16 protein-coding genes are annotated in these 21,987 nt (G+C 34.7%); 3 read left to right on the top strand and 13 right to left on the bottom strand.

From position 1 onward, the window contains the following. Positions 1 to 25: 25 nt before the first annotated feature. On the top strand, positions 26 to 1,870 hold the full coding sequence (locus BWZ20_RS12045; RefSeq protein ID WP_076620298.1) for a PLP-dependent transferase: 1,845 nt from the start codon (positions 26 to 28) through the stop codon (positions 1,868 to 1,870). A gap of 102 nt (positions 1,871 to 1,972) precedes the next feature. Here the strand turns inward: BWZ20_RS12045 and BWZ20_RS15415 are convergent, their stop codons facing one another. The 4 genes from BWZ20_RS15415 to BWZ20_RS12030 form a co-directional block, all read right to left on the bottom strand. Then, on the bottom strand, positions 1,973 to 2,143 hold the full coding sequence (locus tag BWZ20_RS15415) for a hypothetical protein (RefSeq protein ID WP_198034952.1): 171 nt from the start codon (positions 2,141 to 2,143) through the stop codon (positions 1,973 to 1,975). A 33-nt stretch (positions 2,144 to 2,176) separates the two neighbouring features. After that, positions 2,177 to 2,509 (bottom strand): hypothetical protein, encoded by a 333-nt coding sequence (locus BWZ20_RS12040; RefSeq protein WP_076620296.1) that lies wholly within the window; start codon positions 2,507 to 2,509, stop codon positions 2,177 to 2,179. Positions 2,510 to 3,263: 754 nt separating this feature from the next. Then, positions 3,264 to 3,509: a hypothetical protein gene (locus BWZ20_RS12035; protein WP_076620294.1), complete on the bottom strand. Its 246-nt coding sequence runs from the start codon at positions 3,507 to 3,509 to the stop codon at positions 3,264 to 3,266. Positions 3,510 to 3,609: 100 nt separating this feature from the next. Next, on the bottom strand, positions 3,610 to 4,170 hold the full coding sequence (locus BWZ20_RS12030) for a helix-turn-helix domain-containing protein (protein ID WP_076620292.1): 561 nt from the start codon (positions 4,168 to 4,170) through the stop codon (positions 3,610 to 3,612). A 702-nt stretch (positions 4,171 to 4,872) separates the two neighbouring features. Between BWZ20_RS12030 and BWZ20_RS12020 the strand changes: the two genes are divergently transcribed. Then, a complete protein-coding gene (locus BWZ20_RS12020; protein ID WP_076620289.1) occupies positions 4,873 to 5,283 on the top strand; it encodes a hypothetical protein in 411 nt (136 codons plus the stop codon). Between the two features lie 172 nt (positions 5,284 to 5,455). On the opposite strand, the gene BWZ20_RS12015 is transcribed toward BWZ20_RS12020, so the two are convergent. From BWZ20_RS12015 to BWZ20_RS11990, 6 genes are all read right to left on the bottom strand, one after another. Continuing rightward, on the bottom strand, positions 5,456 to 6,808 hold the full coding sequence (locus tag BWZ20_RS12015) for a UDP-N-acetylmuramate--L-alanine ligase (RefSeq protein ID WP_076620287.1): 1,353 nt from the start codon (positions 6,806 to 6,808) through the stop codon (positions 5,456 to 5,458). Positions 6,809 to 6,866: 58 nt separating this feature from the next. Continuing rightward, positions 6,867 to 8,270: a TolC family protein gene (locus BWZ20_RS12010; protein ID WP_076620285.1), complete on the bottom strand. Its 1,404-nt coding sequence runs from the start codon at positions 8,268 to 8,270 to the stop codon at positions 6,867 to 6,869. A gap of 3 nt (positions 8,271 to 8,273) precedes the next feature. After that, positions 8,274 to 9,629 carry an HlyD family secretion protein gene (locus BWZ20_RS12005; RefSeq protein ID WP_076620284.1) on the bottom strand — a complete coding sequence of 452 codons (1,356 nt, stop codon included), beginning with the start codon at positions 9,627 to 9,629 and terminating at the stop codon, positions 8,274 to 8,276. Between the two features lie 12 nt (positions 9,630 to 9,641). After that, complete coding sequence (locus BWZ20_RS12000; protein ID WP_076620282.1) at positions 9,642 to 11,303, bottom strand: peptidase domain-containing ABC transporter; 1,662 nt, start codon at positions 11,301 to 11,303, stop codon at positions 9,642 to 9,644. Continuing rightward, positions 11,290 to 11,982 (bottom strand): TetR/AcrR family transcriptional regulator, encoded by a 693-nt coding sequence (locus tag BWZ20_RS11995; RefSeq protein ID WP_076620280.1) that lies wholly within the window; start codon positions 11,980 to 11,982, stop codon positions 11,290 to 11,292. Before BWZ20_RS11995 ends, BWZ20_RS12000 begins: the two co-directional genes overlap by 14 nt. A 117-nt stretch (positions 11,983 to 12,099) precedes the next feature. Beyond that, entirely contained in the window at positions 12,100 to 13,053 is a 954-nt protein-coding gene (locus BWZ20_RS11990; RefSeq protein WP_076620278.1) for a tetratricopeptide repeat protein, read from the bottom strand. 152 nt (positions 13,054 to 13,205) lie between these two features. Here BWZ20_RS11990 and BWZ20_RS11985 point away from each other — a divergent pair, with 152 nt between their 5' ends. After that, positions 13,206 to 19,460 carry an alpha-2-macroglobulin family protein gene (locus BWZ20_RS11985; protein WP_076621353.1) on the top strand — a complete coding sequence of 2,085 codons (6,255 nt, stop codon included), beginning with the start codon at positions 13,206 to 13,208 and terminating at the stop codon, positions 19,458 to 19,460. Positions 19,461 to 19,578: 118 nt separating this feature from the next. Here the strand turns inward: BWZ20_RS11985 and BWZ20_RS11980 are convergent, their stop codons facing one another. From BWZ20_RS11980 to obgE, 3 genes are all read right to left on the bottom strand, one after another. Continuing rightward, positions 19,579 to 20,307 carry an SDR family oxidoreductase gene (locus BWZ20_RS11980; RefSeq protein WP_076620276.1) on the bottom strand — a complete coding sequence of 243 codons (729 nt, stop codon included), beginning with the start codon at positions 20,305 to 20,307 and terminating at the stop codon, positions 19,579 to 19,581. A 129-nt stretch (positions 20,308 to 20,436) separates the two neighbouring features. Next, positions 20,437 to 20,958 (bottom strand): DUF4136 domain-containing protein, encoded by a 522-nt coding sequence (locus tag BWZ20_RS11975; RefSeq protein WP_076620274.1) that lies wholly within the window; start codon positions 20,956 to 20,958, stop codon positions 20,437 to 20,439. Positions 20,959 to 20,988: 30 nt separating this feature from the next. Next, the gene (obgE, locus tag BWZ20_RS11970) at positions 20,989 to 21,987 is read right to left on the bottom strand and encodes a GTPase ObgE (protein ID WP_076620273.1); all 999 of its coding nucleotides are present in this window, start codon (positions 21,985 to 21,987) and stop codon (positions 20,989 to 20,991) included.

The following is a 21,987-nucleotide window of genomic DNA, read 5'->3' as shown; positions in this document are numbered from 1 at the left end:
TGTAATCCAAAAGAAAAAGGAATACATGAAAGATTTTCAAATGCTGAATTACATAAAAAACACTGTAGAAAATATACCTAGCGATTGGTTAAATTTAACAACTCATCGCTTAGACATTTACAACGAAAAATTAGCAAAAACGCAATTTATAGCGCAATTTGAAAATCTTTACATTTCTAGAGATTCCAGTACCGAATCCTTAAGCCAATTGCCAACAGCTTACGATTACATAAGACTTGGCCATCCGCTGTCTTCAGTTTTAGAATGGACTATTGCCAAACTCAATGGCCTCAATTCAGAACATGTGATTAGCTTTTCTTCGGAAAGCATGCCTATTTTGGCCATCTTACGTACTAATCTTTTAGAACAAAGAGCCACACGCATTTTGCATACTGAAGATTTACCAAAACGTTTCAGTACTGACCTTTTAAAATCAGTCTATAACTACAATTTTGAAATTGAACACATCCAAAATCTTGATGCTATTGAAGCCTTTGATGGTTCAACAATTCTAATTTCTAAACATCAAACTGTTGCTGCTAATCTTCAAAATGAAAAGATCGATTTTTATGTCAATCTTTATGAAGGTTTAGGTAGTGTATTATTAATTTCTGGTAAAGCAAAAACGAGTTTTATTTCAGACATTCAACATGTTAGACGTCGTGAGACTATTGCTATGACACCTGCTAATTGTTTGTTGGCTTTAAAAGCCTACACTACTGAAACTTCTTTTTTACCTCAGCAATTAGATACAGCTACTCACAAAGCCAAAGTAAAATCTATCATTAATGCAATTAACGCGACTTCTGGCGAAGCTTTAGTAGCTTCTAGCGGATTGTCTATGCAATATGCCATTATGATGGGATTGATAGACAACGCTCAAAAAGAGCATCCTGGCAAAGCCATAAAATTTGTGGTGCCACCAAACTGTTATGGCGGTACAAACGACCAAGCCAGACGTGTTGCTGCCTGTCTTGACAATGTGGAAATTGTTGACTTGCCAGTTGATGGTGACAATGATATGGTAAACAGCGTAGAAAAGGTGCTAACTCAACTTGCTAAAGAAGATACTATACCATACATCATTGCCGAAATACCAACAAATCCTCGTGTCGAAGTTCCAGATTTAGAACAACTTAATTCGGCTCTTAGCAAAGTGCGCCAAGCTCCAAATGGTACAACTGCCATTGCACCTGTGTTTATTTTAGATCAAACATTTTGTCCCAACGTACAGTTTTTAGGTGATAATGGCATACTCTCAAATGTAAAAACCATTGCTTATGTGAGTGGCTCTAAATTTCCTAGTGGTGGAAAATGTACTGCTGGTTATGCTGTAGCCAATGCAAAAGCCGAATATTTAATTCAACCAATAGCTAAACATTTAGAGCTTTGCGATAACGAAGCTACAGCGTTACAATACCAAATTTTGGCTACTCAAATGCCATCAATGTTAAAGCGTATTGAAGATGCTTATAAAAACACAAGAGCTTTTGTTAATTACATCCACGAGGTATTACCAGATGCTAAAATTAATTTCGTTTCAGAGAAACTGGCTGCTGAAGGCTTCACTCCTTCAGTTTTTTCGTTAGACTTACCGACAAAAGGTAATACAGATGAAGAACGTGAAGCGTACAAGCGTGCTTTAAATCTCAGATTAATTAATTTGATGATTACTGAAATTCCTACAGAAAGCAAATACTGTGTGAGTTATGGCCAACTAAAAGGTTGTTATTGGACCATTCCTGCCACCTCTACGCAAGGTACAACCAAGGAAGGAGACAAAGATTATATTGCCAGAGTTGCGGTTTCACCAGATTTAGATTTGGAAAAGCATAAGGCTGTGTTTTTGGATTTTGTTGAGAGTTTGTAGTTTGACTTTCTCAAAAATTTAGCTGCACTTATATCATTAAAATTGGCAACATATGGAAATAACATTTGCTAGTTAAAGAACTCTACATTACAAATTTATCCTTTAAGAATCATACAACTCGATTTCTCTTTCAAAGTAAACTTTTTCGTTTTCGTCTGGCTTATTTAACACATCACAATAATAAACTTTACGAGCAAAAACTCTAACCTTTAAAGGCGTTGTTGGATTAATTTTTGCACAGACTATGTCACCAGATTTAAATTTATTTTTCATAATAATTTTTAAACTTTATTATTTGCGTATTTTCTAATCGTTCTTAATTGTAGTACAAATCATTTTAAACGGTTGGTTAGCTTCAATTGAACTTTCTGTATTTCCAGGGATAAGTATCGAATCGCCTTTCTGCAAAAAAGAAGAGTTATTATTAATGACAACCTCTGCCTTACCTTCCGCTATATAAATAAACCTCAAAAAAGGTGACTTTTCAAAAGCTTGAACTTTTCCAAAATCAAAAAGTAGGTATTGAATGACGACGGCATCTCTTATTAATATATTTTTAACTACAATATCATTAGATTTATAATCTATGATATCTGATAGGTTAAATGTAATTGCTTCTTCAAAATCTTCATTTTCCATCTCAAAACTATTCTGAATTTCGCCTTAAATTCCGCTTTAAAACTTTAGCAGTCCTTTTTTCTTTTGCTGTTGTTGCTGCAGGCGTTTTGTCATTTTTCTTCTTACCCTTATTTTCTTTTGACATCTTCTTCTAAATTATTTGATTAGGGCATAAGATACCATTACTAGCAGCTAGTTAGTTACATTAACAATAAGATAAGTTGTAGATATCACAGATTATTTGACAAGGCATAAATATCAGTCAATTATGTAAACATAGATTAATAGGCTTTAAACTTGACGGAAATAATAGTCTCAACTTTGTAGAAACTATTAAAAAGTTATTCTATGAATAATTTGCAGATTAATTGCGCCATAACCTTAAAAGAAAAGGGTATTAAACCAAATAAAAAAAGGCAAAACTTAAAACTCTATTAAAACCAATATTTCAAAAAATCAGGTCTGCTTTTAAGGATAAGTCAATACATTTAAACTTGGCTAAAAATGGAAGAAGACAAATAACATTTATACAAAAAATAAAATCTATGAAATGGGAATAAAAAAAGCAGATTTTTAAGTCTGCTTCTTAAAGCCAAATAAATTAATATTTGGTCTTCCCTAATTGATTAATAGCATTACAAATATCATTATCAATGACAATAATTTCGTTATAGAATAAATACCTTTAGTTACAGATATTACAGGTTGAAATAATTAAAAAAAAGAACAGATTATTAATAAACTGCTCTTTAAATAAATTTTAGTATTAATTAGATTAGATTGCTTTTGTAACTGTTGCATAGTTTGATTTTAAAATCCCAACCACTTCGTTACGGTCTTTATCTAACTTGTTTTCTAAACGCTTTATCAAATCTAACTCTTTACCACTCTCAAATTTTACATCTTCTGACGTAAGCTTAGGAAATTTTGCTTTTAATGCTTTGGATTGCTTGTCCCAATCACCACTAAATTTAAATAACTCACTAGACTTTCTCTCGCCTACTTTGTTCTTGGTTTCCATAATATTGTATTTAACCTAATGCTTAATTGCATTATTAATACAAAGATGAGAACTAATGCCTTTCTGCCTATTACACAAGTAGTTTATAAGATTACACATCTTACAGATTCTCTAGATTACTTTTCCTTATTTGACCAATTTTTTTGTAATAAGTAGGTGTGTGACCAGTTACCTTTTTAAATTGGTTAGACAAATGAGCGACACTACTATAATTTAATCTATAAGCAATTTCAGTAAGATTGAGTTCGTTATAAAGAATCAATTCTTTTGCCCTTTCTATTTTGTGCTTAATTATAAAATGCTGAATAGTAATGCCTTTAACTTCAGAAAATAGATTCGATAAATAAGTATAATCATAGTCTAATTTTTCAGCAATGTAATCTGAATAATTAACCTTCGGAATCTCTTCAGAATAATGAATCATTTCTATAATGACATTTTTTATCCTATCTACAAGAATACTTTTGTTATCATCCATTAGTTCTAAACCAGATTTTGCTAGGTTTGATTTTAGTTCCAACAGAAGGTCATCATTAATTTCTTCTTTCGTTTCTACCATACCTAATTCAATATTGGTTTGATGAATCCCAAGTTTTTCTAATTCACTTTCTACCATAAGCTTGCATCTTAAACTTACCATATATTTAATATAGATTTTCATATTGAAATGAATCAATTAAAGGATAGAATTAAAGATAGGTTATAATTTAAGAATAATACCAAAACTGAAAACTCATTTGAGTAAAAACGTTTTCTAACGCTGTACATAATACTTATTTACTTTCTAACACAATTAAAAAAAAAATATTTAAGAACTGATTTGACTAGCTAAAAATCCTAGCGGATTTTAAGTCGCACAAATCATATGCGAACCGATAGCGACACTTCTACAAATACACTAAAACCTAAACCACCAAACCAACTTTCAACAAGATTTTGTCTTTTTCAAAAATTTAAACGACCTTTTACAAAAATTGACTAATCAATACAGATGAAAAAGAAATTTTCAATTCATGGTAGCTATTAAGTAAATGGTGGTGAGGAAAAAGCGTTTGAAATAGAATACAACAACCTTCCTGAAAACGAAGAAAACAACAACAAACTTCTGAAACTACTCAATCATCCATGGCGATTGATAAAAGAAGGGGGAAAACTAGGTGTGAATGGTGTAAGGCGTTTTTTTACCGTGTTATTTCTTTTTGCCATATCTAATACCATTTTGTTTTTTTATGTTATAAAGCAGCTTTTCTCTACGGACTTTGAGATTGGCAAACTTATGTTTGTTTTTCTGGTTTTTATAATTGGACTTGCCGTAACTATTTATGCCTCTTACAGAGCATACTAGTACGTCATTATTGATACTATGAGAGTTATTTATGAAAATCTATCATCGCTTTTTCACAAAATAAGTGAACTCATTATTGATAAAACGGAACAGGTATTTAAAGGTAAAGGCAAGGTGTCTGACAATCAGCTACATAAAACCTTAGACTTTGGTAAAATGGTTAATTCCAAATACAAAAAAACACCTAAGTTTTTGCGAAAAGGCATCATCTTAATTCTAAGTAAAATTCCTTTTGCTGGTATGCTCATAGACCTAAAAGAAGAAATTACAAGCGGTAATAAAGTTGAAGCCAGCTCAAAACTCTACAACAAGATGAATGGTTTTATCTCTAACAACATATTTGGAAACAACAATACCAATTGGGTTTGGTGGTTATTGCCTCTCAATATTTTGATTTTGGCATTTTTAATTAATTCTAAGATTGGGTGAGTCTAATTGCATCATTCCACAAGTCCAGAATTTATGATCCTGCAAAAGCATGAAGCAATTTTAACAACAAGACTAAGAAAAGGATTCCGCATCACATCTAGAACACGGTCTGCGTGCGGGAACAGTGCCGATGAGAAATGAGATCCTGAAACAAGTTCAGGATGACAAATCGTCAAAACAGTTTTGTCACCGCATCAAAATCCAAACCACCATAATTGCCAGAACTCATTAACAACAAGGCTTTGTTATCAAAATTTTGAGAGAATAAAAAGTCTTTAAATTCTGCTGGGTTGGTATAAATAACTAAATCATCGCGCTCAAAAGCATTCGCGATTTGCTCATGAGTAACTTCTTCTAGTTTTTTAATTTCTACAGCATGTGGCGAGTAGAAAACTACGGCAACATCGGCTGCATCTAAAGCACCTTTATATTCTTTTAAAAATTCTGCATTAAGGCTACTGTAGGTGTGCAACTCCAAACAAGCTAATAAAGTTCTGTCGCTGTATTGTGCCTTTACTGCTTTGGTCGTGGCCTCAACTTTACTTGGCGAATGTGCAAAATCCTTGTAAGCGACACTTTTCTGAGTTTCTGCGATTTTTTCTAGGCGTTTGCTTGCTCCTTTAAACGTAGCAATGGCTTCGTAGAAATCATCTTCATCAATACCCATATGTTGGCAAATCCATTTGGCGCCTGCTAAATTGTTTAAATTATGTGAGCCAAAAATCTCTATTGGCATTGGCCCTTCTGGCGTATCCAATAAGGTTTCACCATCTTCAACCGTATATTCTGGTGTTTTGTATGGAATTTTACGTATTTGGTTTTCCGAAGCTTCAACAACACGTTTTACCTCTTCATCTTCCTCATTGTAATTAATGCTTCCTCCCAAAACAATAGAATCTACAAAGGTTTTAAACTGCTCTACATAGTTCTCGTAGGTAGGGAAAACATTGATATGATCCCAAGCGATACCGCTCAATAATGCAATATTTGGTTTATATAAGTGAAATTTTGGGCGTCTATCTACAGGTGAGCTCAGGTATTCATCACCCTCTAAAACTATAAAATCATTGTCTTCGGTGAGTTTTACCATCACATCAAACCCTTCAAGCTGCGCTCCAACCATGTAATCTACATCCCTATCGTGGTAATGCATTACGTGCAAAACCATAGACGTAATCGTTGTTTTTCCGTGGCTTCCACCAATGACGACTCTGGTTTTGTTTTTGGATTGCTCGTACAAAAACTCTGGATAGCTATAGATTTTCAGACCCAATTCTTGAGCTTTTAACAGCTCAGGATTATCGGCTTTGGCATGCATACCCAATACCACGGCATCTAAATCTGTTGTGATTTTTTCTGGAAACCAACCAAAAGTTTCAGGTAAAAGTCCTTTTGCATCTAATCGTGATTTTGAAGGATTGAAAATCTCATCGTCACTTCCAGTAACCTTATATCCTTTATTATGTAGCGCTAACGCCAAATTGTGCATTGCTGCACCACCTATAGCTATAAAATGTACATTCATAAAACAAATATAAATTATAGATGAGAGATATTAGACTAGACATAAGAGAAAATATCTTCTAAAGATCTGGATTTACCGCAAGGCTATTAAACAGTTTTGCTTTAGTACTAAAAAACTTGTATTGTACTTCAATAGCTTTTAGCTGTCCATCAATAAGCTTAGATTCTCGAGAATTTACCAAGAATAGAGAACTTTCACCTAAGAAAAACTTACGTTCTTCTGCTTCTAACATTTTTGAGTAGTCGGTCACCATTTGCGCAACCAACTCATTTTGTGTACTATAAGAATCTAACTCTTGACGAATGGCATTAATTTTATTTTGAAGATTAACTCGGGCGGCATTAATCTCAAATTCCGTGTCTTGCATTTTTAGTTTTGCCAATCTTAAATCTCCGCGCTCCTTGCGTAAAAACAAAGGAAAACTTACATTGAGACCTCCTTTATACTCGGCAGTATTAAAAGAACGCGCAACTTCTGGTACTTCGGTAATAAAGTTATATTCTACATCTACTTTGGGTAAGAGCTTATTGGCTTTAAGTCTGGTGTCTACTTCTAGACTTTGCAATTTATAGTCTAACGAAATTAACTTTGGATGCGTCTCTATAATAACCTCATCTTCCCGTAATTGATTGATGCTAAACGTCGTATCTACAATGGGCTCAGACTCTACATCTGGAATAACGTTTGGTTGTAATTCTACAGGAACGTTATTCTCTAACCATAGAAATGTAGAAAGCTCTAAAGATGCTTTCATCAACTTTACTTTAGATTGTTCTAGACTTAATCTACGCTGGTTAATTGCAATTCTAGCTTCAACCACATCAATATCGGCACGTTCGCCAACTTCTGCACCACGTTCTATACCTCTGTATCTCAATTCTGCATTGGTTAAAAAGTTTTCAAACAACTTTAACTCATTATAAGCTTGCAACCATTTAAAATATGCTAAGGATGCTTCATAAAGAATATTGTTAACAAAAATATCTCTATCTGCCTTGGCTTGCTCTCTAAACAATTTGGCTTGTTTTAAAGATGCCATTCTATCGTTGATTAAAAGACCTTGGGCTACAGATACTTTAACACCTGCGGAGTACAAACCATCTTCTGGCACAAAGCCTTCAGGGTTTAAGAAATTTCCTGAATTTTCTTCGAATGTTGCTTTGAGTTCAATGCCGTACCACGTTGGTATTTTAAACATCCCGTTGAGTCTATCAAAATATTCTATTCCTTTAAACTTTTTGCGATCATAATCTACCTCAAACTTAGGGTCAAAAGCACCACGTGATTTTAATAGTTTTGCCTGACTTTCGTCTATTACAAGTTCTGCTTGCTTTACAATAGGATGAAACTTTTTAACGTAACCTAAATACTCATTAAAGCGTAAAACTTCTTTAATGCTATCTGTTTGGGCAAAGCTTAATGTGCTTATAAAAATAAAAAGTAGTGTGCTTAAATACTTCATTGTTTATTTCTTAGCTTTTGTTGATGCACTACCATCTTGTGGCTGATAGTAATTTGGTGGAAAACCGTTGAGCTGTCTCCATAGCTCAAACCAAATTGGAACATCGTCTAACAGTGCCATTGTAAATGCGCCAGAGCCTGCACGTACATCTTTTGGCCAAGGATGGTCTTCTGGATCTGGTTTTAGCAGCACTCTAAACTTTCCGTTGGCACTAATAAAACGTTCTACCGCAACCACCTCTGCACCATAGGTACCGTAGGATACATTTGGCCAACCGCTAAAAACAATTGCAGGCCAGCCATCAAATTGTACGCGTACTTTTTCACCTTTATGAATTAATGGTAAATCTATTGGCTCTACAAACGTTTCTACAGCTAAATCTACATTATCTGGTATTATACCTACTAATTCTTCGCCTTCCTTAAATGTAACGCCAACACCACCTCGTAATGCTTTATTTATAAAACCGTCATATGGTGCCGTTACATGTAATAAACTGTTACGAATTTTGTAGTTTGAGTATTGATTTTCGAGCTTTTGTACTTCTGCTTCGGTACTAAACTGATTTGATTTTGCGGAGAATTTTTCGCTTTGGGCTTTAGATATCTTATCTGCAAATTCTTGTGTTACTCTGTTAATTTCGAGCCTGGCATTAATGACTTCAGTTTTACTTTCTAAGAGTTTATTTTTTTGCGACACTAATTTGGCTTGGGTCTCTTGCAATTTTAACCGCGCGTCTTCTACATTTTTTAAGGCAGTAAAACCGTCTTGATAGAGGGTATCTGCACGATTGTATTTGGTTTGGGCAATTCTAAGATTAGTTTTGGCCGCCTCGAGGTCTATACTATCTGCTTCTACCTTGTACTTTGCTTGTAAAAGCTTATTTTGAGCTTGTTCTAGCTTTAGTTTTCTTTCGTTTAAAAGCGCAACTATTCGCACATCTTCAGAGCGTGCTTTTTCCTCATAGGACTTGGCAGAAAATGCCTTTGCATCGCGCTGCTGAGCCGTTCGTTCTACTAAGTTAGGATCGAAGTATTCACTTTTTACTTCTGAAATTTGCATTATGGTGTCTCCCTTTTTTACATAGTCTCCCTCATTTACAAACCACTTCTCTATTCTACCTGGAATTTGAGACTGAATGGTTTGAGGTCTTTGACCTGGCGTTAAGGTGGTAACATTACCTCTTCCGGTAATATTTTGCGTCCATGGCAAAAACAGTATAATTAAACCAACAATAGCAAATGCACCAAGAAACCGGTTAAAATACTTATAATAATATTTATCAAAAACACGCTTACTTGAGTTGTAAGTAGATAAATCTACTGTTTTATTTAATGGATTTTTAGATATATTCAACATTGCGATTTGTTTTTAGATAATTTCACCACTGTTTAAAGTAATTATGTCAGTACACTCACTTGCCCAATCTTTATTAAAACTAGCAACAATTAATGCCCAAGGGTTTTCTGGAGCTGTAAGTGCCTTAATGATTCTTTGAGCTTCTGCTGTTTCAAAATGCTCAAGAGGTTCTTCTAAAACAAGGATCTTTGGTTTTTTTAAGATAGCTCTTGCTAAAATTAATTTTTTGGCCACTGTAAAAGACATCTGCTTGCCTTCGGGATATATAATAGTTTCTAATCCTTTCTCTGTTTCTTTAAGATAATCTCTTAAGCCAACGATCTCAATTGCTTTATTTACTTCTTCGTCGGTGATATTTTTATTTGTTAAGGTTAAATTATCTTTAATACTACCCTCAAACGGTGTCTCATCTGCTAGAGATAAGCCAAGACAAGATCTGTAGTTATTAAGATGAATATTCTGAATAGCCTCGTCATTAACAAAAATTCTGCCTTTTGTGGGTTCAATAATTCCCGAAATCATTCGAAGTAATGTGGATTTCCCAGAGCCACTAGGTCCTTGAAGCAAAACTCTACTCGAAGGGTTTATAGTCATTGATATGTTATTTAAAATTGGGACAGATCTGTTGGGTACTTCATAAGTTACCTTATCGAGTTCTATCTTAAGACTTTTAGCCTTATCTACTTCAATTCCTTCTTGTGATTCTAATTTTTTGTCTACTACTTGGCCCATTTTTTCTAGCGATGTTAGCACGTCGTAGAAAGATTCTAATCCGAGTATCAGCTTTTCAACAGAGGCTATTACCAATAAAATGATAATCTCGGCAGCGACAAATTGACCTATATTCATTTCTTGATTCAGTACTAATAGTCCGCCAATAATTAATAAACCAGCCGTAACGATTACCTTAAAACCAATCATTTGTATAAACTGAATCACCAAAATCTTAAAATGGCTTTCTCTTGCTTCTAAATAACCCTCTACCAGTTTGTCATTTTTTTCTAAGGCTAAGGATGTTCTGCCCGAAATTTTAAAGCTTATAATCGCTCTGGCAACTTCTTGTATCCAGTGTGCCACCATGTATTTTTTCTTAGATTCTTTTAAACTGGTTTCCATACCTTTTTGAATGGTAAACTTAAATACGATATAGATAAGTATGATTAAAAGAATACCAAAAGCAATAAAAAACGGATGGTAAAAGGATAATAGTATTAACGCAAACACAATTTGCAATACGGCTGCTGGTACGTCGAGTAATAACTTTGCCAAACTTTTCTGAACCGTTAGTACATCAAAAAAACGATTGGCCAATTCTGGCGGATAAAAGTTACGGAGTTCATTCATTCTAATTTTAGGAAAGCGGTAAGTAAATTCAAAAGATGCTCTCATAAATAGACGTTGCTGAACCGTTTCTATAATTCGCATCTGCATAAGCTGCAAAACACCTACAAAGACAACACCCAATGTTACCAAAACGACAAGAACAATCCAAGATGTACTAACTTGAGCTCCTTGGATTAAATTTATTATGGCTTGAATTCCTAGAGGTAATGTTAAACTAATAAGCCCTGAAAAAACAGCGTAATAAATAACTTGGAGTAGATCCTTTTTTTCAAGTCTTAAAATACCAACAAATCGTTGCCAAGGTGTTAGTAGTGGTTTATTTTGATTCATTTGATGTAGACTTTAATACGTTTAAGGTTAGGTTGAGAAAAAATTCGGTTGGTGTTACATCTTTACCACAGTCTGTAATAGATCTAAAATGTGCCTTTAAAAAATGCTGATGCAAAGCACCTTCTACAATTGTACTTGCTAAACTAGAAGGAAACTCATAATGCGGATTTACTGCATTTATAATTTCACTTAAACGCTTTACCACGCGTTTATAAGCAACAAAATACCCTTCTTTGTTTTCACTATCTACCTCTTTTGTTAAATAAGATTTAGAGTATTCGTTAATAATAATTCTATTTAAAATTACCTCATTGATATGTGTAATTGTAATGTCTTCCTTTATGGTCTGCGTAATGACTTCAATGGCTTTAAATAGTTGTTCCTTTGCATTTGGAACATTATGAGTTGTAAATACCATTTGGTACTCTATCCAAGCCCAATACCATGAGGTTAAGTACAGAAGTAATTTGTGCTTGCTTTCAAAATAGCGGTAAATTGAGCTTTCGTTAGAGCCTATTTTAACACCAAGTTTTTTGAATGTAAAACTATCAAAGCCTATCTCATCGATTAGCAAAATACTGTGCTCTATGATGCGCTTGCCTAAATCCGACGATTCGGGATCTTTGATAAATATCTTGTCTGGTACAGCAATCTTTAAATTTGACAGTAAATTTATCATACTTAAAATATTTGGTTGCAAATATAATAGTAATACTATCGTTTTTGCGAATTTAACAAATATTTAAGCTATTAATAATTTTAATACTTTTTATAACTATTATTTATGTAGTCTGTACTACAACTCTGATATTGCAGCTTTTTCGTCATGAAACACCTCAATTTCTGGCAAGCCCACTATAGCTTTGTTTATCCATTTTAAAGCTTCAGTTTTATCTTTCTTATGCTTGTAGATTTGAGCCAAACGATAATAAGCCCATGCCTTTGGTACACCATCTTTTGCAGAGTGGTTATACAAATAAGCTTTTAAACATTTTTCGCCTTTCTCTAATTGAATATTATAATCTGCGCAAACTTTACCTATTTGGTAGTGCATGGCATTGCGTTGGTGTTTTTTTTGCGCTTCTTCTAGGTTCCCAATAGCTTTATCTGGCTGATTATTAGTCTCATAAAAATTGGTTAATTTTTCATAACATGTAACAGAGCCTCCTACTTCGATAGCCAATTTATAATACTTTTCGGCCAGTTCTGGTTCATCATCATATTCATAAACATAACCTTTTGCTAGATAGCCGTCAACCTTAGATAGATTTTGAAGCTCGTTAGCATATTTTAAGGCTTTAGAGTTGCTTCCGCCAACAATACCAGGAAGAGACACATACAACTCTACCAAAGCCCAACGAGTATCAATATGTTTTTCATCTAACTCTGCAGCCTTTAAAAAAGCTTGCTTAACGTCGCCAATAATACCAAGGGCTTTTAGCTTACTTATGCTAAGAGCCTTCATACCTAAAGCACCACCATACTTATAATGATAATTAGCATTTTTAGGGTAATTATCTTTTAAAATTTTGTATTGCTCCACAGCGTTGTCCCATTTTTTTTGGTAACCATACGCGTCTCCTAATAGCTCAATAGCCTCAGTATCACTAGGATTAGCCTCTAAAAAAGTGGTGAGTTCTTGCTGTGCTTTGTTATAATTCTTTTCTATTAAATATGTTTTTGCTTTCTCTTTAGATGATTGCGCAAAGCAGTAGGCAGACATTAAAAAAATCAATAGAAACTTATTCATACCTTAAGACTATTTTTTACAAAAATACAATATAATAACGAGCGCATTCACTCACAAATTGTTTAACTTAACTCACCCAAATGCCCTTTTGACGCTTTATGACTTTGTTTGGTGCGTCTTTTGAAGGTATTTTACAGAAAATTATAATACTTATGAAAAACTATATACCAATCCTAATGCTCATTTGCTTTGCTTCCTTTTCTCAAGCCCAAGACAACCTTGATGACCTGTGGAAAAAGGTGATACAACTAGAAAATGAAGGCCTAACCAAAAGTGCTGCAGAGCTTGTTGATACGATTTATAAAAACGCAAAATCTTCTAAAAACAAACAACAACAGATAAAAGCACTGTTGCACAAGAGTAAATACATGCTGATTCTTGAAGAAGACGCTCAGCTTAATATTGTTAATATTTTTAAATCTGAAATTGAAGCCACTAAAGATATTCCAGCACAACGCTTATTAGAAAACATGTTGGCAACGATGTATTGGCAGTATTTTCAGCAAAATCGTTATAAGTTTTACAATAGATCTAAAACCGAAGAAAAAGTAAGCGATGACTTTAGAACTTGGGATTTAGAAACCTTGTTCAATGAAATTCATGTGTATTACCAACGTTCTTTAAAAAATGGTCTGCTGCTTCAACAAGAGTCGTTAGAAAACTACAGCGTGCTTTTAAACGAATACAAAAATTCTAAAATCTACAGACCTACGTTGTTTGATTTATTGAGTCATAACGCACTTCAATTTTATAAAACCGATGAAAATAGCATTACCAAACCTGCATATCAATTTAAGATTGACAATCCTTCCTTTTTAGATGATAGCGAGGTTTTTATCAATTTAAAATTAAGCTCAAAAGATTCCACAAACCTAGAGTTAAATACACTTAAAGTTTATCAGAATCTTTTAAAATTTCATCGTAAGGATAAGCAAAGTAAAGCCTTTGTAAATGTAGATATTGAGCGTCTAAATTTTGTTTTACAACATGCCACTTTTGATAAAAAAGAAGATGTATTAATTAAAACTTTAACAACTAATGCTGAAGCTTTAAAAGCCTCACCATTATCTGCACTTTACAATTATGAAACAGCAAACCTTTATCAACAACAAGGTTTTGAATATGATTCAGAGATATTAAACACTGAAGTGAACGAAAAAAACAGATGGAAAAACAAAGAAGCTATTGACCTATGCAACAAAGTGATAGCTGCATTTCCGGAAAGTGATGGTGCCAAAAAATGCGAAATTCTTAAACAGCAAATTCTTCAACCATCTTTAGGACTTCAAGCTGAAGAATTTATTTCTGTAAATACTCCGTCTAGAATTTTAGTGAATTACAAAAACCTTGCTGAGCTAGATTTTAATATTTACAAAGTTGATATTAACCAACTTGAAATTTTCAACAAGAAAAACAATACTGAGCAAAGGCTTGAATTTTTCAGCAAACTAAAACCTATTCATAAGTTTACTAGCAACTTAAAGTCTGAAGACGATTTTCAACAGCATAGCACAGAAATTGTAATTCCAAAATTAGCCAACGGATTTTACCTCATCAAAGCAGACACCAACAAAGACAATGTATTTGCCGTTACACACATTCAGATTACAGATTTTGCACTTTTAGAGCGCATACAAAACGAGGCTATACATTATCAGCTTATTAACAGAAATAATGGTGAGCCGATTTCTGATGCTTCTATAAAAATCTTTTACACAAATAATAGAAACAAGTCTTTTTCTAAAAATTTAAAAACAGATCGTTTTGGAAAATTCAACTTTAAAAAAGACCGTAACTATTACAGACAAGTAGAAATTAAAGTAGACCACAATAACAACGAAGCGTATTTTGGCGATTACTACTTTTCTAGAGCATACAAACCTCGCAAAAATACAGACACGCAATACAACGTCTTTTTATTTACAGACCGTAGCATCTACAGACCTGGACAAACAGCTTATTTTAAAGGTATTGTTACAGCTACCAAAAATGACAAAACCGAAGTGTATGCCAACGAAAAAGCGACTGTAAGATTAAAAAATGTTAATGGTGAAGTTGTAAGCGAACAAGCACTTGAAACTAACGAATTTGGTTCTGTTGCTGGCGAATTTATTTTACCTAACGATGGACTGACAGGAAGCTTTACAATTGAAATGGTTTGTGGTAAAAAAGGCTACACGTACTTCTCTGTCGAAGAATACAAACGTCCAAAATTTAAACCAGAATTTCAGCCTATTACTGAAACGTTTAAAGTTAACGACAGTATTACCGTAAATGGAAAAGCCGTTGCTTTTGCAGGTAGTAATATTACAGATGCTAAGGTGGTGTATCGTGTAAAACGCCAAGTGCAATATCCGAGTTGGTGGTATTGGAGACGACCAGATTATTACAGTTCTGAAGCACAAGAAATCACTTTTGGAGAAGGCACAACAAACGACAAAGGCGAATTTGAAATCACATTTAAAGCCTTACCAGATGAAAGCGTTTCTAAAGACAACCTTCCTGTTTTTAATTATGAAGTTACTGCTGATATTACGGATATTAATGGAGAAACACGTTCTACATCCACGGTTGTAAATGTCGGCTATCATGCTATGACTTTGGAGATTACGAATCCAAACCAGATTGATAAAACTAAAAAAGAGGTTGAAATCTCCCTCAACTCAAAAAATTTGAATGGTCAAGAAGTACCAGCAAAAGGAACCTTAAAAATTTACAAACTCCAAGCTCCTGATTATGTTCTGAGAGCCAGACCTTGGGATGCACCAGATTTTCAGATAATTTCAAAGGAAGAATTTAAACGTATATTTCCTCACGATCCATACAACGACGAGCATTTATCGATCAATTGGGATAAAGGAGAGGAAGTGTTCTCAACAAATTTCGATACTGAAAAACAAAAAACCATCACATTAAAGAAACTAAAAAAATGGAATTCTGGTCAGTACATTATTATTGCAGAAAGCAAGGATAAATTTGGAGCAGACGTAAAAGCAGAAGCCTATACAAACCTATTTAGCGAAAAAGATAAAACCGTTGCAGACCATCAACTTTTTGAAGCCACTCTAGATAAAGACAGCTACAAAGCTGGTGACGTTGCAAAACTCACCATTGGCTCAGCAGCAAAAGACATCACAGTGACTGTAGAAGTTGAAAAAGACAACAACATCATTGTAACACAGTTGGTAAAATTGAACAACTCTAAACAAACAATCAGCATTCCTGTTTTAGAAGACGATTTAGGTGGTTTTGAAGTTCACACAAGTTTTGCGGCTTACAATAGTTATGTTTACCAAAGTTTTAGAGTTAATGTACCATATCCTAAAACCGATTTAGAGATTGAAACCACAACCTTTAGAGACAAGTTACAGCCAGGACAAGATGAAACCTGGAGTTTTAAAATTAAAGGACCAAAAGGAGATAAAGTTTCTGCTGAACTTTTAGCAAGTATGTACGATGCATCTTTAGATGAATTTAGAGGGCACAACTGGAGTTTCAGTCCTATTAAGAGACCATATTATAATGGAAGATTAAACAAAAATGGTGGACGTAGTTTTGGCACTACCAGCTTTAGGTTATTTAATCGTTTTGCTTATCCTAACAGTATAGAATCGCAAAGCTATGACCAGTTAGATTGGTTTGGGTTGTATTTCGGTTATGGAAGTTCTAGAATGAGAAGTTTACTAGCCAGAGCACCAGGTGTGAAGTATGAAAATTATAAAGACACACCAGAAGAATATTTAATTATTACGGAAGATGAAATTGGAAATGTAGAAGTACAAGAAGCTGATATGGGAATCGAATATATGAATGCAAGTGGTAGAGCCAATGATAGTGTACATTTTAAGTCTGAAGGAAAATTTACAACTTCAGACAACCTAGAAGACCCTGAATATTATATTAAAATGGAAAAAGCGAAAATAGTTCCAAAAAAAGAAACTATCCAAATCCGTAAAAACCTCAACGAAACCGCTTTTTTCTTTCCACAACTACAAACTAATGAAGACGGTAATGTAAGTTTTAACTTTAAAGCACCAGAAGCCTTAACCAAATGGAAATTGCAATTATTAGCACACACCAAAACTTTAGAAAGTTCGGTAAAGCAACTAGAGGCTGTAACTCAAAAAGAGTTAATGGTGATACCAAATGCACCACGTTTTTTACGAGAAGGAGATCAAATTACGATCAGTACAAAAATTGCTAATCTTACTGAGAAGGAATTGTCTGGTATAGCTACTTTAGTGTTAACAGATGCAATAACAGGCAGTGATATTTCTTACGATCTTGTGATTAAGTCTTTAGACTACCGGACAACAGAATCAAAATACAAAGCAAATGAAGCCTTTTCTGTTGATGCCAAAGGCAACACTCAGGTTTCTTGGTCGCTAGCAATACCAAAAGGGTTACAAGCTGTACAATACCAAATCATTGCCAAATCAGGAGATTTTAGTGATGGTGAACAAAACGCTTTACCAGTATTATCCAACAGAATGTTGGTAACCGAAACACTACCAATGTGGATACGCTCTAATGAAACGAAGACGTTTACTTTAGATAAGTTGGCAAAACTGGGCACTGAGGCCCTCGAAGTGCAAGAGAATGGACACAAAAATGTGTCTTCGAGTACCCTCAGACACCACAAGCTAACTTTAGAGATGACCTCCAATCCTGCATGGTATGCTGTACAGGCTTTACCATATTTAATGGAATATCCATACGATTGTAACGAGCAGACGTTTTCTAGATATTATGCGAATGCTTTAGCACAGCATATCGTGACCTCTAATCCTAAGATTGAAGCGGTTTTCAATCAATGGGCTTCGAGTACCTCAGCCAACAGTTTATTGTCTAACCTTGAGAAAAATCAAGAGTTAAAATCACTTTTAATTCAAGAAACACCTTGGTTACGCGATGCTCAATCTGAAACTGAGCAGAAAAAGCGTATTGGCTTGTTATTCGACTTAAATAAAATGAATAATGAACTCAATTCAGCATTGCGAAAACTGAAACAAAACCAATTGCCATCTGGTGCTTGGCCTTGGTTTAATGGTGGTTATGCTAATCGTTTTATTACGCAACATATTATTTCTGGGTTTGGTCATCTCAAACACCTTTCTGTCACATCGAGCGAAGTCGAGATGTCTATGATTAAAAACGCCATCCAATACCTAGACACTGAATTCGTAAAAGAGTATAAAGACATCAAAAAGTATAATAAGGATGCAGATTTAAGCAAAGACCATTTATCTTACACGCAACTGCACTATATGTATGTACGTAGTTTTTATCCTGAAGTAAAAGCTTCAAAAGAAGTAGAAACTATAATGGATTACTACAAATCGCAAATGCAGAAATATTGGTTAAAACGTTCGTTATATGCCAAAGGTTTAATGACTTTAACACTTCATAGAATGAATGATGATGCAACAGCAGGAAAGATTTTAAAATCACTAAAAGAAAATAGCATTACCTCAGACGAATTAGGCATGTACTGGAAAGCCAACACCAATTCTTGGTACTGGCACCAAGCACCTATTGAAACGCAAGCACTTTTAATTGAAGCATTTTCTGAAGTTGGTGTGGCTAGCTATGATGTCACGCTGAGCGCAGTCGAAGCGCAAAAAGAAACGACTAATATTGTTGACAACCTAAAAATCTGGTTGCTCAAAAACAAGCAAACCAACAAATGGAAAACCACCAAAGCAACCACAGAAGCTGTTTATGCATTATTGCTTCAAGGTATTTCTTGGTTGGATGCCAGTGAAATGGTTGACGTAAAAGTTGGTAACGAAACTATAAACCCTTCAACATTAGATAATGTAAAAGTTGAAGCTGGCACAGGTTACTACAAAACCTCGTGGACAGGTGAAGAAATTACAGCAGAACAAGCCAATGTTACTATTTCTAAAAAGGGAGATGGTATTGCTTGGGGAGCACTTTACTGGCAGTATTTTGAAGATTTAGATAAAATTACGTCAGCAGAGACACCTTTAAAGTTGAGTAAAAAACTATTCTTAAAATCGAATACTGATAAAGGTGAAGAAATTTCAGAAATTAATAAAGACACTAAACTAAATGTTGGTGATCTAGTTCGCGTTCGTATTGAGTTGCGTTCTGATAGAGACATGGAATTTGTGCATTTAAAAGATATGCGTGCTGCAGGTTTTGAGCCCATCAACGTACTATCGCAATACAAATGGCAGGATGGCTTGGGTTATTACGAAAGCACAAAAGATGCAGCGACAAATTTCTTTATGGATTATTTACCAAAAGGTGTCTATGTGTTTGAATATGATTTACGCGTCAACAATGCTGGAGATATGAGTAATGGCATTAGCACGATTCAATCGATGTATGCACCTGAGTTTAGTAGTCATAGTGAGGGAGTGAGAGTTACTGTTGAATAGGTTTTTTCTCGCTAAGATGCAAAGGCGCAAAGAGACAAATGTCATTGCGAGGACGCAGAACGACGCAATCTTATTATTTGAAGAGATTGCCACGCTTCGCTCGCAATGACATTAAAATTTACTTACTACTAGGAGGCGTCGTTGGTCTAACCTCAATTTTACTTGGCAAAGTTCTTGGATTCATTTTCAATAAATCTACGACCAATTCTCCTATATCTTCAATTTGAATTTTCCAAGCACCAGCTTCACTTGGTTCGTTACCGTTAAAATATGTAGACACCGAACCTGGCATTATCGTGCTGACTTTGATACCGTATTTGCGCAAGTCTAACATTACAGCTTGTGTAAATCCTGTAACACCAAACTTACTAGCGTTATAAGCAGAACCTCCTGCGAAGAAATTGGTTCCTGCTAAACTTGAAATCGTGATGTAATAACCTTTGCTTTCTTTTAGCGCCTCAACACTGGCTTTAATAGAATTAAAAACACCTGTTAAGTTGGTATCTATAACTGCGTTCCACTGGTCTACGGATAAATCTTCAATACTCCCAAAGTGTCCCAAACCTGCATTTGCAACTACTAAATCTAACTGACCAAAAGCATCAAGTGTTGCTTTTACTGCGTTTTCCTGACTTTCTAATTGTCTCACATCTGCTTCAAGTCCGATTACTGCGTTTTCTGAATTGGTTTTAGATGCTAGTTCTTTCGCTACTGCTTCTGTAGATTCCTGATCTCTTCCTGTAATAGCAACTTTGCATCCTTGGTTCAATAACGCTTCTGCAATACCATAACCAATACCTTTAGTTCCACCAGTAATAAGTGCTACTTTACCTTCTAATATGCTCATTATTTGTTTGTTTTTTTGAATTCAATCAAAATTACAAAACCGAATGACCACGATGAAGTTTATAATGTTAGGAAAATGATAAAGTTCAAAACTTACCATAGATTCCGAATCAATTTCGGAATGACAAAACTATTTCTTAGGAGGATACTTCGCAAAAACTTTATCAACCAAAGCATCAAAATAGGCTTGACGTTTTTCAGGTGAGGCATTTTGACGATAGCTACTTTCACTAACAGCTTGCCAAAATAAGCGCTCATTTTGTTTCTTATCTACAAAGTCTATTACAATTTCTCGTGTATTTTGGTTGTTGTTAATTGGGATTCCAACGGAGATACCACCAAAACCGCCTCCGCCTCCACCACCTGCACCAACGCCAACGGTAGAGTTATTTCTATTCATCACATCTTGGCTTTGTATATCGATATAAAAATCTGGATTTTCTGAGCGCGACATACCCATTGATGCCAACTTTGTATCGATTGCACGCATAAGGCGTTTGGTATCTAACTGACTTAAACCCGTTTGCATATCACTGAAATAGTCATACGTCTTATACTTTGTAAAGTCTGTGGATTTCTCGTAATCATAATTCACTACAGTACCACAAGACGAGATTATGAATAATAACAATAGGTATTTTACAACTTTCATTTTTTAATAAAGTTACAAATAAAAAAAATGCTAATGGTTAAGCATTTTCCAAAGTTTATCTTTTAGCGCTGTAAGTCCTTGTTGCGCTACAGATGAAATAAACATATACTCACACTCTAAATCTTTGTCTAAAATGGTAGACATTTCAGATTTTAATTCGTCATCTAACATATCAGATTTTGAAATACAAACAAAACGCTCTTTATCTAACATTTCCGGATTGTAGCGTCTTAACTCATCTACTAATATTTCGTACTGTTCAACAATATCTTTTGCGTCTGCGGGAATTAAAAACAATAAGATCGAGTTACGTTCAATATGTCTTAGAAAATAGTAACCTAGCCCTTTTCCTTCTGCTGCTCCCTCAATAATTCCAGGAATGTCAGCCATAACAAACGACTGAAAATCACGATATTTCACAATACCTAAATTAGGCTTGAGCGTTGTAAACTCGTAATCTGCAATTTTTGGTTTTGCAGACGTTAACACAGACAGCAACGTTGATTTCCCAGCATTAGGAAAACCAACCAAACCAACATCTGCTAATACTTTTAACTCTAAAGTAATATCTCTTTCTTCCAGAGGAATACCAGGCTGTGCATAACGCGGAGTCTGGTTTGTAGAACTCTTAAAATGCCAGTTACCACGACCACCTTTACCACCTTCGGCAACGATTTTTTCTTCGCCATCTTCGGTGATTTCGAATAAGACATTGTTGGTTTCTGTATCACGTATAACTGTACCTAAAGGCACTTCAATAATAGCATCTTCTCCATCGGCTCCTGTACTTCTACCAGAACTACCATGCTCACCATGACCTGCTCTAATGTGTCGCTTAAACTTAAGATGCAAAAGCGTCCATAGGTTTTCATTTCCTCTTATAATCACGTGACCACCACGACCACCATCACCACCATCAGGTCCACCCTTGGCAATATATTTTTCGCGATGTAAATGCGCAGAACCTTTACCTCCATTACCGGAAGCAACATGCATTTTTACGTAGTCTACAAAATTTCCTTCTGTCAT

It is taken from the genome of Winogradskyella sp. J14-2 (assembly GCF_001971725.1).
Lineage (GTDB): Bacteria > Bacteroidota > Bacteroidia > Flavobacteriales > Flavobacteriaceae > Winogradskyella.
The sequence above is the reverse complement of the archived record's forward strand: the minus strand, read 5'-3'. Positions and strand labels throughout refer to the sequence as shown.

Excerpts from the sequence above, each read along its gene's own strand:
- BWZ20_RS12045 (WP_076620298.1), top strand. The coding sequence starts at position 26 with ATGAAAGATTTTCAAATGCTGAATTACATAAAAAACACTGTAGAAAAT.
- BWZ20_RS15415 (WP_198034952.1), bottom strand. The coding sequence starts at position 2,143 with ATGAAAAATAAATTTAAATCTGGTGACATAGTCTGTGCAAAAATTAAT.
- BWZ20_RS12040 (WP_076620296.1), bottom strand. The coding sequence starts at position 2,509 with ATGGAAAATGAAGATTTTGAAGAAGCAATTACATTTAACCTATCAGAT.
- BWZ20_RS12035 (WP_076620294.1), bottom strand. The coding sequence starts at position 3,509 with ATGGAAACCAAGAACAAAGTAGGCGAGAGAAAGTCTAGTGAGTTATTT.
- BWZ20_RS12030 (WP_076620292.1), bottom strand. The coding sequence starts at position 4,170 with ATGAAAATCTATATTAAATATATGGTAAGTTTAAGATGCAAGCTTATG.
- BWZ20_RS12020 (WP_076620289.1), top strand. The coding sequence starts at position 4,873 with ATGAGAGTTATTTATGAAAATCTATCATCGCTTTTTCACAAAATAAGT.
- BWZ20_RS12015 (WP_076620287.1), bottom strand. The coding sequence starts at position 6,808 with ATGAATGTACATTTTATAGCTATAGGTGGTGCAGCAATGCACAATTTG.
- BWZ20_RS12010 (WP_076620285.1), bottom strand. The coding sequence starts at position 8,270 with ATGAAGTATTTAAGCACACTACTTTTTATTTTTATAAGCACATTAAGC.
- BWZ20_RS12005 (WP_076620284.1), bottom strand. The coding sequence starts at position 9,629 with ATGTTGAATATATCTAAAAATCCATTAAATAAAACAGTAGATTTATCT.
- BWZ20_RS12000 (WP_076620282.1), bottom strand. The coding sequence starts at position 11,303 with ATGAATCAAAATAAACCACTACTAACACCTTGGCAACGATTTGTTGGT.
- BWZ20_RS11995 (WP_076620280.1), bottom strand. The coding sequence starts at position 11,982 with ATGATAAATTTACTGTCAAATTTAAAGATTGCTGTACCAGACAAGATA.
- BWZ20_RS11990 (WP_076620278.1), bottom strand. The coding sequence starts at position 13,053 with ATGAATAAGTTTCTATTGATTTTTTTAATGTCTGCCTACTGCTTTGCG.
- BWZ20_RS11985 (WP_076621353.1), top strand. The coding sequence starts at position 13,206 with ATGAAAAACTATATACCAATCCTAATGCTCATTTGCTTTGCTTCCTTT.
- BWZ20_RS11980 (WP_076620276.1), bottom strand. The coding sequence starts at position 20,307 with ATGAGCATATTAGAAGGTAAAGTAGCACTTATTACTGGTGGAACTAAA.
- BWZ20_RS11975 (WP_076620274.1), bottom strand. The coding sequence starts at position 20,958 with ATGAAAGTTGTAAAATACCTATTGTTATTATTCATAATCTCGTCTTGT.
- obgE (WP_076620273.1), bottom strand. The coding sequence starts at position 21,987 with ATGACAGAAGGAAATTTTGTAGACTACGTAAAAATGCATGTTGCTTCC.